The sequence below is a fragment of the Acinetobacter amyesii genome (genome assembly GCF_002018365.1).
In the GTDB taxonomy this organism is placed as follows: domain Bacteria; phylum Pseudomonadota; class Gammaproteobacteria; order Pseudomonadales; family Moraxellaceae; genus Acinetobacter; species Acinetobacter amyesii.
The window spans coordinates 103565-116712 of record NZ_MVKX01000008.1; the positions used below are offsets into that span (position 1 = coordinate 103565).

A 13148-nucleotide genomic window follows, 5' to 3' on the forward strand; every position below is an offset into this window, starting at 1 on the left:
AATATACAGCTTATATTTCTTCCGAAGCTTCGGTACTTTCAGGTTCTTCTTTCTTTTCTTCAACCATACTAAAAGATTGTGCTGCCGCTGAAGTACCATTTGCACGTGAACTTTTCAGTTTAATTTGCAAACGTAATTCATTGGTTGAATCGGCATTTCTTAAGGCCTCTTCATAAGAAATTGCGCCGTCATTATATAAATCAAATAAAGCTTGGTCGAAAGTTTGCATCCCAAGTTCACGAGATTTTGCCATGATTGCTTTTAGTTCATGAAACTCACCTTTCAAAATCAAATCTGAAATAAGCGGAGTATTTAACATGATTTCAACGGCTGCACGGCGTCCTTTACCATCTTCAGTCCGGATTAATCGTTGCGAAACAATCGCTTTCATATTGCTCGATAAATCCATAAGCAATTGATTTCTTCGCTCTTCTGGGAAGAAGTTAATGATCCGATCTAGAGTCTGATTGGCGTTATTTGAATGTAGCGTGCCTAAACATAAATGTCCTGTTTCAGCAAAGGCAATTGCATGTTCCATAGTCTCAGTGTCACGAATTTCACCGATTAAAATCACATCTGGCGCTTGTCGTAGTGTATTTTTTAAGGCGTTATGCCACGAATGACTGTCTACACCGACTTCACGATGCGTAATCATTGATTTTTTATGCTTATGCACATATTCCACTGGGTCTTCAACAGTGATGATATGCCCTGCGCTGTTTTCATTTCGATAATCAATCAGCGCCGCTAAAGAGGTTGATTTTCCTGAACCTGTACCTCCAACCACTAAAACTAAACCACGTTTTTCCATAATCACGTGCTTAAGCGAAGCCGGTAATTTAAGCTTTTCAAAATTTGGAATTTCTGCCGTAATGGTACGAATGACCATACCCACATGTAACTGTTGCTGAAATACATTGACACGAAAACGCGAAACGTTTGGCACACTAATCGCAAAGTTACATTCTAATTCTGTTTCAAACTCTTTGCGCTGCTTCTCATTCATCAAACTATAGGCGAAAAGCTTTGTTTTCTCAGCATCAAGTTCTTGCTGCCCAAAGGGTTTCATCATGCCTTGATGTTTAATACTTGGTGGAAAATCTGCCGTAATAAATAGATCAGATCCACCATATTCAACCACTTTGGTTAACATGTGGAACATAAAACGGCGTGCTTCTTCCAACAATTCAGCAGTGTACATCAACTTCCCCAATATAAAATTTCAAACACCCACGTACAGATTGTCATTATTTCTGGCGCTGTCTTGGGCTTAGACATTATTGTGCATAAAAATTTTGATTCACTCAAACATAAAATACTGAATTATCAGTATATATTTTAGGAAATATGCCATTTTTCAATTTTTATATCGAAGTATAACAATAAAGTAAATTTCAAAATAAAAGCCTTAGAACAATCAATGTTCTAAGGCTTTGAGCTAAATCAATTCAGACTGAGTATGCTCTGGATTGTTAAGCACTACGTTTGATTTGTGCTGCACGAAGTTCATTCGTAACCTGTTGAATCAAATCAATGGTTTTGTCCCAACCTAAGCATCCATCTGTTACAGATTGACCATAAGTCATGTCACAACTAATTTTTTGATTACCATCCACTAAATGACTTTCCAACATCACACCACACACTTGGGTATGCTCACGCTCCGCTACAATTGTGCGTAATACTTCAGGTTGCTTCATTGGGTCTTTATGGCTATTGCCATGACTACAATCGATGACTAAAGCCGGTAAATCGCCTTTTACTTTACTGCGAATTTTGTCTATTTCAGCCAAACTATAATTTGGACCTGTATTGGAACCACGTAAAATCAAATGTGCTTGCGGGTTGCCAACGGATTCTAAAATACACGGTAAGCCGGCTTGGCTCATACCTAAGAACTGGTGTGGATGCGAAGCAGATTGAATGGCATCTAGTGCAATTTGGATTGAACCATCTGTTCCGTTTTTGAAACCGATGCTGTATGGCATATGACTTGAGATTTCACGATGAATTTGTGATTCGCTGGTACGCGCACCGATTGCACCCCACGCCAATAGGTCATCAAAATAACCTGTCGCCATTGGGCTTAAAATTTCAGAGGCAATTGGCAAACCCATTTCAATAATTTGTAAGTACAGCTCACGTGATTTTTCTAAGCCCAACTGCATATTAGATGATCCATCTAAACTTGGGTCATACATATAGCCTTTCCAGCCCACTGTAGTACGTGGTTTCTCAATATATGCGCGCATCACAAGAAAAATTTGATCTGAAACCTGTGCCTGTAATTGTTTTAATTTTTCAGCATATTCCAAAGCAGCAATTGGATCATGGATTGAACATGGACCTGTAATAATCATTAGACGCGGGTCTTGGCCCGTCAAAATATTTTGAATCGTTGCACGATGTGCAGCAATTTGTTCTGCAGCATGAACTGATAAAGGTAATTGTTGTTTCAGTTGATGTGGCAAGCTCAAAAGCGTTTCTTTTGGCTGTGTAGATATCTGAATTTCTGAATTTTGAGTTTGTTGTAAAGCTGTATTTAGCGCATTCATTGGTTCTATTCCTTTGGACTGTACGTATAAACAGTCCGATCTTTTATCTGAGCGTTATGGGACTTTGGGACTTCAAGGCTTTAGACATAGACTGACTAAAGTAAAACCAATAACCGTTGCTAAAATATGAATTATTTACTGTAAACATGAGATTTCTCCAAAAATATTATAAAAATCAAGACATAAAAAAACCTGATCAGGGTTGCCGATCAGGTATAAACTTGGTGGGCAACCTTTTTCATGCCCGAACGCGTTCAGGCAATTATCTAAACTGCCAGAAGTAATAATATGCGTTTGAGATTAAAGGTTGCTTTAACATCTTGATTTCATCAAAAAGTATCTGTCTGAAAATTAAAATACGCTGTATTCATCGGTTTGACAATAGTTTTTTGCTATTTTGTTGTATTAAATAACTCTGCTGTAAATAATTGTGACCTATTTTTAAAATTTGATGTATTGATTAATAAATAAACATTTATTAGACTGCACAACATTAGGCTGTCTTAAGATTTTTTCCATTTATTTTTAATTCGAGTATTTGCCAATGAAGTAAGCCCTGTTTTTTCATCATCAAATCCATTTTTTTGATGTGCAAACACATGGCTAATGACTTCGACTGCATTTTCTCAAATATTGTCTTTTTTATAGAATAAAATTAGTTATTTGTATTGCGCATCTTTGCTATCGCAAGGTGCATCTATGACTCAAACAGCTTGTACAATTTCCAAACTAAGCTTGGAATTTCCTTCTAAAACACTTTTTAAAAACCTGAAATTTAACCTCAATCAACAACAGCTTTCGGCATGTATTGGTCGCAATGGTTTAGGAAAGTCCTGCCTCCTTAAAATCTTACATGAGCAAAATCTGAAAGATCTCCCCTATGAAGGGGAAATTTCATGGAATGTACCACATGCCTATTTATCACAATTTTCTCGACTAGAAGCTGACACGATTGCTTCTGCACTCGGTGTTGAAGACTTATATGACGCATTTCAACGTATCGAAATAGGCAGCGCAAGTTTTGAAGACTTTGAGCTAACTGAAAACCAGTGGCACCGTCCTGTACTATGGCAGCAACAACTTAAGCAGGCGTCACTTCCGACAGATTTAAATTTCCCTGTCGCTCAGCTGAGTGAGGGGCAAAAAACCAAATTGGCATTGTGTGCATTATTTTTAAAAACCGACCACTATTTACTTTTGGATGAACCTAGTAACCATTTAGATGCATCTTCACGTATATGGCTCATCAATCGTTTAAAAAACCATCCTGCGGGTGCATTCGTCGTCAGTCATGATCGAGAATTGCTGCAACATGTAGAGCATATCTATGCTTTAAATGAGTTTGGACTCAGTCATGTTACTGGTAACTATGAAGACTACGTTCAACAAAATGATCTGCAAAATAAAGCCTTACAGCGTAATATTTTACAGCATCAGCGTGAGTTAAAACAACTCAAATCACAGCAACACGAAACACTGATGAAAGCGCAAAAACGAGAACAACAAGGTTATGCACTACGCAAGTCAGGCTCCCAAGCCAAAGTATTACTCGATTTTAAAAAAGAACAAGCTGGTCAAAGCCTCGCGACAGTTCAAACGCAACAGCAGAAGCAATTGGAAGAAAAGAAATCTCAACTGATTCAGTCACAGCAACAACTTGAGCATGTCAAAGAGCAGCAATTCGTTTTTCAACATCACGCTGAAAAAACTGGAGAAATCTTAAGAGTTAAACATTTTCATCACAAAACATCTCAGCACCAGCCATTCGACTTGGCCTTACAGGCAGGAGAAAAAATTCATTTAAAAGGAAAAAATGGTATTGGTAAATCTACATTTCTAAAGTATCTGAGTCAGACCACATCACAGTCTAGCCATGAATTATTTTTGTCTGTACATACCCTATATTTAGACCAAAACTTGAGTGATTTATCACCTGAATTGAGTGTTTTGGACAATCTAGCAAAGTTTAATCGTGAGGTTTCCTCAACGGAATGGCGTAATCAACTCGGTCAACTTAGAATCCGTGGTCAAAAAGCGGAACTACCATTTCACTGTTTAAGTGGTGGTGAACGTTTAAAAGTGACGTTGTTGGGCTTAAATTATTTAACACCGAATATTGAGCTTTTATTGTTAGATGAACCTGAAAACCACTTAGATATTGAGTCTAGAGCGTTATTGGCTCAAGCCATCCGGCATTATACAGGTGCGGTGATCCTCGTTTCACATGATGCTTATTTTGTAGAATCTTGTGGCATTCAGAGTAGCGTGCAATTAGTTGAATAGCTCTTATTTTTTAGAAAGATCTAAAAAAAGCCAAAGTAGATGAACGCTACTTTGGCTTTTTTACAGCTTTAAAAATCATCCATTGGAAGCATTAAGGACAATATTGCTTAACAATACTGTGTTTTAACGCCCGATTTTCTTCATGATTTTTTGTTTAACGCGCTGCTGAAGTGATGCTGAGCGTTCCTTGAGCTCGGCACGCCAGTCATTCGGCACTGAGCATTTCGCGAGGCGAACCCAAACGCTGGCAAACTGTTTGATAAAACTGGCTTCGTTATAGTGAATACCATATTCCTCACAAAGTGCTTTAATTTTAGGTGCAGCTTCTGCATAGCGGTTCGCAGGCATATCAGGGAATAAATGGTGTTCAATTTGGTGACTTAAATTACCACTGAGTATATGCAACCATTGTGTTCCACTAAAATTACTTGAGCCACGAATTTGACGAAGATACCACTCTGCTCGAGTTTCATTTTCGGTATTGTCCATCTCAAAGTTTTCCGCATCTTCAGTAAAATGGCCATTAAAGATGACAGCGGAAGCCCATAAGCTACGAATCACATTGGCTACTGCATTTCCTGCAAATACAGGAATCACATTGGGACCTGCAATAAGCGGGAAAAATACATAATCTTTAATCACTTGGCGCTTAATTTTCTGACGCACATCGGCTGCTTCATGCCATACATCTTTCCAAGTTTTGGTTTTATACGCAATAACATCTTCTAAATGTAAACGTTGAATGCCGACATACCACTCAAAGAAAACCATGAGTTGGGCAGCCAGTGGAATATTAAAAAGGAAACGTGGCTCCCACTTTTGCGATTCACTCACACGGATTAAGCCATAGCCAACATCATGGTCCATACCGACAATATTGGTATAGGTGTGATGCACATAGTTATGGGTATATTTCCAGTCTTGGCCCGTGGCAATGGTATCCCAATCATAATTAGCACCATTTAAGCTTGGGTCATTTAACCAATCAAACTGACCATGCATCACATTATGACCGAGTTCCATGTTCTCTACGATTTTAGAAATACCTAATAAACCAGTACCCATTAACCAAACTGGTGGAATCCAACCTGCAAACATCAACATGCCACGAGAAGCAATCTCGCTATAACGGACAAAATTGCGAATTTTATAAATATACGCTGCATCTTTTTCACCTACGTTCTGCATAATTTCACGTCGTATTTGCTCGACTTTTTCACCAAATTCAGCAGTTTGTTCGGGTGATAAATAACGTGACTTACTATTCGGACGAATATATATCGATTGATTCATGATGATGCCCCTGATTTGTTTTTATGCGGCTTGGGTTAGAGTTGAATACGTACAGGTGAAATTGCCTGAGAAACACATAATTTGATTTGTGTGTTATTCGCATGATCAATTTCGCCAGTGAGTAAGTTTTTCACTGAACCCTGTAATTTCGTACACGAACAGGTATTACAAATACCCATCCGACAGCCATGCGCAGGTTTTAAACCAGCTTTTTCAGCACTTTCCAGTAAATTTCCCTCTGCCAAAAAATCTTGCTGGGCTAAACTAAAAGTGACAGGTTGAGCAGGCACCGAATCATCTGCAATCATTTGAAAATATTCAGTATTTAAATACTCTGAAAGCTTGAACTCACTATACAGTTGTTCAATGCTTTGCATCATTGGCGCTGCACCACATGCATAGCAATCTCGCTGTTTAAAATCAGGAACCATATGGTTTAGCACCTCTGGTGAGATATGCAATTTGGTTTTCAGCGTATTAATCGCATGTAAGTGTGCATGGTTAGATTGCTTCGCTAGTTGAATCAATTCATCCAAGTAAGCATCATCTCGATTGAAGTAAATCAGGTCAACCGGACGTCCAAGCTGAATTGCTTGTTTAAACAAAGCCATGATTGAGGTAATGCCACTACCAGAAGCAAGCAGTAAAATTGGTCGATCCGAATTTAGCTTTAGGCCAAACTCACCTTGCGGTTGCGATAATTCAACAACCTCACCTGTTTTTAATTGCGTCAGGCAGTTGGACACTTTGCCTTGTTGTTTGACGGCAATCACCACATGACCAGATGTATTAATTTCGACGACGCTATAGCTACGTTGATGCCGTACACCATCTTTGACAACTGTCACCAGAACACATTGGCCTGGTCGATAATTTACTGCTTTAAAGTTGCGATTGGCTAAAAAACTCAGTTCATAAAATCCGATCCCCACACAACGTGATTTGACCAATTGCGCTTTAACACGTTTGTAGGCCCAAATTGCATCAAATTTTTCTGCAATAAAATCAATAAAATCTTCCCGAATCCACTCAGGCTTGTAACTTGTAGTTGTCATTTTTTGCCTCGGATAATGCATTAATATACATTTGTTTTTAAATTATGCTTACCTTATGTTTAGTGCTAATTTCCCACCATGTGAATTCGGGACAAAATCTATCATTTGGCATTTTTTATCATTTTATGTCTAACAATCTGTCACTTTTTGCAAATCCTAATTTGAAGTTTTGATTTGTTATAACGACACAAATAAAAAAACTAGGCCAAAGCCTAGTTTTTAAAACAATGAAAATTAACGCATTAATATTTAAATGATTAGTCGTTTAATCAAAAATATTTAAATCAATGTTTAATCTTCAAAATGTACAACAGAGCGAATTGATTTACCTTCATGCATTAAATCAAAAGCTTCATTGATTTTATCCAGCCCCATAGTATGGGTCACGAATGGTTCAAGTTTGATCTCACCTGACATGGCTTCTTCTACCATACCCGGTAATTGTGAACGACCTTTAACACCACCAAAAGCAGTACCTTTCCAAGTACGACCTGTAACCAATTGGAATGGGCGGGTTGAAATTTCTTGACCTGCACCTGCCACACCAATAATCACAGATTGCCCCCAACCACGGTGAGCACATTCCAAGGCAGAGCGCATCACATTGGTATTGCCAATACATTCAAATGAATGGTCGACGCCCCAGCCGGTCATTTCTACAATCACTTCTTGAACTGGACGATCATAATCTTTTGGATTAACAAAATCCGTCGCGCCAAATTCTTCAGCCAGTTTGAATTTGTCAGGATTGGTATCTACCGCAATGATACGACCTGCTTTGGCTTTTTTAGCACCTTGTACCACAGCCAAACCTATTCCACCTAAACCAAAGACTGCAACTGAGTCACCTTCCTGAACTTTAGCGGTATTTTTAACTGCACCAAGGCCTGTTGTTACGCCGCAACCCAACAAACACACATGCTCATGGTTCGCTTCAGGGTTAATTTTTGCCAAAGAAACTTCTGCAACCACTGTATATTCTGAGAATGTTGAACAGCCCATATAGTGATAAATCAGTTGACCATTATACGAAAAACGTGTTGTGCCATCTGGCATTAAACCTTTGCCTTGTGTTGCTCGTACAGATACACAAAGATTCGTTTTACCCGATTTACAGAATAAACATTCACCACATTCTGCAGTATAAAGTGGAATAACATGATCACCCGGTTGAACTGAGGTCACACCTTCACCGACTTCAACCACAACACCTGCACCTTCATGCCCTAAAATTGCTGGAAATACGCCTTCAGGATCATCACCTGACAATGTAAATGCATCTGTATGACACACACCTGTATGGCTAATTTTGACTAAAACCTCACCTGCTTTAGGTGGTGCCACATCAATTTCAACAATTTCTAAAGGCTGACCCGGTCCAAAAGCAACGGCTGCACGTGATTTCATGTCTAAAAACATCCTGTATGGCTTATATTAACAGATGAGTTACAGTAACCTCTTTTTAAGCCTAGATACAACCTTAAAACATGATGTTATGATGAATTTTTCAAGGAATGATTAATGCTATTCGAATGATACAATTACGTGAAATAAGTTGTACTGTCGGTTTAACTGTTTCGATCAGCCTATTAACTGGATGCAGCTTACCTAGCAATCAGTCAAAAAAAGATGTCCCTATACAATCGCATGCAGAAAAATGGATTACGTCTGCTACAGATTTAGAAAAATTAAAACAAAAACAAACGGCTTATTTAGCCTTAGATGATGCCTTTTTAAGTATTGCTTCTCGTCTACATTTGATTCGAAATGCAAAATACACCATCGATTTACAATATTACATTTGGGAAAATGATGCTATTGGGCATCTGATGTTTCAAGAATTACTGCATGCCGCTGACCGTGGGGTAAAAGTAAGGCTATTAATTGATGATCAAAACGGGACGAAACTCGATCCGACCTTACAATCCCTTTCAGCTCATCCCAATATTTCAATCAAACTGTTTAATCCCTATAAATTTAGAAAATTACGTGTCATTGATTATGCATTTCGCTTAAAGCACATTAACCATCGTATGCATAATAAATTAATTATTGCTGATGGTTTTATGGGCGTAACTGGTGGTCGTAACATCAGTAATGAATATTTTGATGCCAGTGAAAGTTTTCAATTTACAGATTTGGACATCCTTTTCTATGGCGAAGCCATTCAACAAGCCAATCAGGTATTTTTGAACTTTTGGAATGATGATTTAAGTTATTCTGTTCAGCAATGGATTGGTGCAGGTACAAAAGAAGAATTAAGTCAATTAAGACAAACATACCAAGAAAATTCTGCAACGTTGACTAAAGATCAGCAGCGTATTAACTATGCCCAGCAACAACTGGCGGCACAGCTTAAACTTAGACCGGTAAACTGGGCCGAAGCACATTTTATTGCGGATAGTCCGAATAAAATACGTGGTGAAGCCAAAGAGCAAGAATTGATTTATAACCAATTTTCTACTTTGATGGGACAGCCCAAGGAACGCATGGAATTGGTTTCAGCTTATTTTGTTCCCACGCAACAAGGAACTGACTTTCTGACGGGTCTTGCAGGTAAAAATGTAGAAGTCCGTGTCTTAACCAATTCATTTTTAGCCAATGACGTCGCTGTCGTTCATGCGTTTTATCAAAAATATCGCAAAGACTTACTCGAAAATGGCGTGAAATTATATGAATTTAAACCCTATATAGAACGCTCTAAACGCACATGGTATGAAGTCATGACTGGAAATATCATCCCTGCGAAAGGCAAAAATGCCTCTAGTTTGCATGCTAAATTTTTCGATATTGACGGTATGGTGTTTATTGGATCATTTAACTTTGATCCACGTTCCGCAAATTTAAATTCGGAAGTTGGTCTAGTCGTTAAATCTGATCGATTACAAAACGATATTTCGGCGGCTTTAAACCAATACTTACCGCAAATTGCATATGAATTAAAATTGGATAAAAACGGCGAAATCATTTGGTTAGAGCATCAAAAAAATGGAACAATCAAAACTTATACCCATGAACCCGAAACAACTCGATTCCAAAGATTTAGCATAAAAGCAGTGTCATACCTCCCCATTGAATGGATGATGTAATGACAATGTACTGCTAATTATTTGGATTTTTCTCATCAATACGATCTAATTGGAACGATTTAAGCATTTTCAAACAACTAGGTGATGTTCTTGGTCAGTCTCGATATTGTTAGTGCTGGCTTTTGAAAATAACCAAACCATTGACTTCACCAAGACATTCCACTTGGCCATAATTGGCTGCTTTCAGCGCATCTAAATGCTCCTCAACAGACATATACAACTCATGATTTTGCTGTGCATGTGGTGCATATAGATGATCACACACAAAATACACGCCTTGTGTATTTAACAACGTTTTTACAGTCCGATGAAACTCTGCTGCATACGCCTTATGCCTCAACTCATGTAAAGCTTGATGAATAATAATCACGTCAAAGGCGCTGTTCTGATTGAAGTGAAGAGCTTTTTCCCAAGCAGATTGTTTGAAATCCCCTGTTATAAAATTGCATTTTAAGCGTTGTTCTGCACTTAATTTTTCTTTTGCCAAGTCATGCATAGCTTCGGAGAAATCAAATGCGGTGTAATCTATATTTGGACAATGATTGATTAAAAAATCAGCCAAATAACCTGGACCTGAACCCAGTTCAAGTACACGGGCATTCGGGTTGAAAGCAAAAATAGAGTCAACATACATTTGAAAGATGTCATAACGCGACGGACGTTTAAGATTGACTTCAGCGGCCCATTGTTTAGCTTCGATTGGATCTTTTAAGTCTATGGGGCTGGGCACATCGTTTATGTGTATATTATTTTCGCAATTCATTTTTCTTAGACTTAATTTAGATAGATTGAATGCTATTTATACATAAAATATCTCAATAAAAGCAAAGGTTTTACTCACACTTGATGATGCTTTAACATCCACCGCTTATTTTGTTTTATCTCCCCCTAAAGTTTTCTAATGCAATTTTTTGATTTAAGCCGCCAATTTAATTTAAGTGATATTTTAACGCCTTTTACAACGCTCTCTGACCTTGGTCATCAAGAATGGTTTTTGTCGAAAGTTCGAGTTGAGCATGACTGCTTATCTGACAATGAAATGATTGAAGGTCAAGCTGTGCTTAAATCTAATCACAATATCCAAATTGAGTTGGAATGGTTAATTCAAGATACAGGTCATGAATTACAGCTTTTATTTAAAGGCATTGAAACTGCTGCTAGCGAAGAAACATTGGTGATCGTGAAAGGCGCGCAAATTGTAGATGATGCAAACAAAAAAGTTTCGTCTCAGACTCTGAGTTTATGGATCGATGGTACTTTACTGCCTATGCTGCCTCATATTCGCAAAGAAATTAAAGCGCGTTTAAACCTTTGGGATTATGTTGAATATGATGGCTAAGGAATTGGTGTTTATCCATTATTAAGATGCCACCTTTTAATCATTGAATGTTTGCCTGTTTAAATGAGACATATATTTCAAGGTATCTCACAATAACGTAAACTTCCCTAAAGTAAGCCTATATCTTTAAATAAGCTTTGATAGGCCTCAGCTTTTTTTCCCAGTGCCAATGGATAAGCTCTAGATGATGACGGCATACGGTATAAAGTCAAATCTCTGCCTGCAAATTCGGTACGAACAGCATGCCCAATGTGTGGTTTTTCGGTGTTTTCAGGCATAGAAAGCATTAATGTATCAGTCGCTTTGTCTCCCGTCGTCATAATACTGTGACAATTCGGCATTTTTTGAAGTAGCTTCGCAATATCGGTTGGCTGATGGATCTGTAAAAACTTGTCTGATGCATTGCCTTTCAAACGAATCACTTGATAGGCTGTATCAAAAATGCCTATACCTGTTTCATTTAAAAAATCTCGAATGAGCTGTTCTTTAAAAGTTTTGCTCTCTAGATTGAGAAAATGATTTTTATCCTGAAAAAAACATAGGCCAAAGATTTTCCACATGTCATTTTGAAAATTTGGATAATAAAAATCCATTTTCCAGCGTATTTTAGGTGGCGGAAAACTCCCTAGCATCAAGAGTTTCCCATTTGATGGCAAAAATGGCGCTAAAGGATGCGTTTCTATTTGCGGTTTCGCGTCGGAAATATCTTTGCTCATGTAGATTTAACTTCGCCCAGTGGTTGAATCATAAAATGTCTATGAAAATTGTTCAGTGATGTGTTTTGCTATTTTTTCAGCCCATAACTGATAAATTTCTTTACTCGGGTGAAAGCCATCTTGTGCCATTTGTAAATTTTTCTCACGATACTCGTGTAAATCGTATTCAATTAATCGCATATTCGCTTGAGTATTAACATAAATTTTTAACAGCGCATTCATCTGCTGTGAATACTGTCCAAACAGCCATGACAATGGAAATGGTAAAGCTGGAAACTCATCCATCGGTGGCACACCTGAAATGATCAATAGCTTTGGATGAAACTTTTCCTCGACAGCTTGATATAAGCGCTGCTGGAGCTTCAACCACTGGTCTGGTTGTTTTAATGCTGTGACATCATTGACACCAACAGAACTGATCACGACATCAAAGTTCTGCTTTGCGACATTACCCAAAGCATTGATGATTTGCTGGCTGTTATGCCCCGTTGTGGCTTCAAGGCAATAGTGAACTTGATAATCAGGCGATAAAATTTTAAGTAATTGTCCCAATAACGCATCCGACTGATGCTCGACGCCGACTCCTGCTGCCGCTGAGTCACCTAGTATTAATAGCGATAATGGTCGATTACCCTGACCACTCGTTCCACAACGTTCTCCAACCGGTTCTGCTAAACGTGGAGTATTTTTTTTCACACGGTAACCTTGGATCAGTAATGCAGGTAATAGCAGCAGTGTTGATACTTTGAGTAGCATAATATTCAGCAATGATTGAGAACTTGTCGTCTTTATTATTTTAAATGGTTTATAAAACAAAG

The 13148-nt window shown here is 38.2% G+C and carries 11 protein-coding genes; 3 read left to right on the forward strand and 8 right to left on the reverse strand.

What is annotated here, in order from left to right:
- Positions 1-10: 10 nt before the first annotated feature.
- Both B1202_RS12590 and B1202_RS12595 read right to left on the reverse strand, forming a co-directional pair.
- On the reverse strand, positions 11-1201 hold the full coding sequence (locus tag B1202_RS12590; protein ID WP_078190956.1) for a PilT/PilU family type 4a pilus ATPase: 1191 nt from the start codon (positions 1199-1201) through the stop codon (positions 11-13).
- A 271-nt stretch (positions 1202-1472) separates the two neighbouring features.
- Complete coding sequence (locus tag B1202_RS12595; RefSeq protein WP_078190957.1) at positions 1473-2555, reverse strand: 3-deoxy-7-phosphoheptulonate synthase; 1083 nt, start codon at positions 2553-2555, stop codon at positions 1473-1475.
- Between the two features lie 699 nt (positions 2556-3254).
- On the opposite strand from B1202_RS12595, the gene B1202_RS12600 reads away from it, so the two are divergent.
- Positions 3255-4838: an ATP-binding cassette domain-containing protein gene (locus B1202_RS12600; RefSeq protein ID WP_078190958.1), complete on the forward strand. Its 1584-nt coding sequence runs from the start codon at positions 3255-3257 to the stop codon at positions 4836-4838.
- A gap of 123 nt (positions 4839-4961) precedes the next feature.
- Here the strand turns inward: B1202_RS12600 and B1202_RS12605 are convergent, their stop codons facing one another.
- The 3 genes from B1202_RS12605 to B1202_RS12615 form a co-directional block, all read right to left on the reverse strand.
- Entirely contained in the window at positions 4962-6131 is a 1170-nt protein-coding gene (locus tag B1202_RS12605; RefSeq protein ID WP_078190959.1) for a fatty acid desaturase family protein, read from the reverse strand.
- Between the two features lie 35 nt (positions 6132-6166).
- Complete coding sequence (locus B1202_RS12610) at positions 6167-7186, reverse strand: flavin reductase family protein (protein WP_078190960.1); 1020 nt, start codon at positions 7184-7186, stop codon at positions 6167-6169.
- Between the two features lie 291 nt (positions 7187-7477).
- Positions 7478-8593, reverse strand: coding sequence for an S-(hydroxymethyl)glutathione dehydrogenase/class III alcohol dehydrogenase (locus tag B1202_RS12615; protein WP_078191045.1), 1116 nt, complete (start codon positions 8591-8593; stop codon positions 7478-7480).
- A 125-nt stretch (positions 8594-8718) separates the two neighbouring features.
- Here B1202_RS12615 and B1202_RS12620 point away from each other — a divergent pair, with 125 nt between their 5' ends.
- Positions 8719-10275, forward strand: coding sequence for a phospholipase D family protein (locus B1202_RS12620; RefSeq protein ID WP_078190961.1), 1557 nt, complete (start codon positions 8719-8721; stop codon positions 10273-10275).
- A gap of 109 nt (positions 10276-10384) precedes the next feature.
- Here the strand turns inward: B1202_RS12620 and B1202_RS12625 are convergent, their stop codons facing one another.
- Entirely contained in the window at positions 10385-11014 is a 630-nt protein-coding gene (locus tag B1202_RS12625; RefSeq protein WP_171262657.1) for a class I SAM-dependent methyltransferase, read from the reverse strand.
- 162 nt (positions 11015-11176) lie between these two features.
- On the opposite strand from B1202_RS12625, the gene B1202_RS12630 reads away from it, so the two are divergent.
- Positions 11177-11614: a hypothetical protein gene (locus B1202_RS12630; protein ID WP_078190963.1), complete on the forward strand. Its 438-nt coding sequence runs from the start codon at positions 11177-11179 to the stop codon at positions 11612-11614.
- 107 nt (positions 11615-11721) lie between these two features.
- Here B1202_RS12630 and B1202_RS12635 read toward each other — a convergent pair whose 3' ends face one another.
- Together B1202_RS12635 and B1202_RS12640 are read right to left on the reverse strand one after the other, a co-directional pair.
- Positions 11722-12330, reverse strand: coding sequence for a uracil-DNA glycosylase family protein (locus tag B1202_RS12635; RefSeq protein ID WP_078190964.1), 609 nt, complete (start codon positions 12328-12330; stop codon positions 11722-11724).
- Between the two features lie 39 nt (positions 12331-12369).
- Positions 12370-13086, reverse strand: a complete 717-nt coding sequence (locus tag B1202_RS12640) for an SGNH/GDSL hydrolase family protein (RefSeq protein ID WP_078190965.1) — start codon at positions 13084-13086, stop codon at positions 12370-12372.
- Positions 13087-13148: the final 62 nt, after the last annotated feature.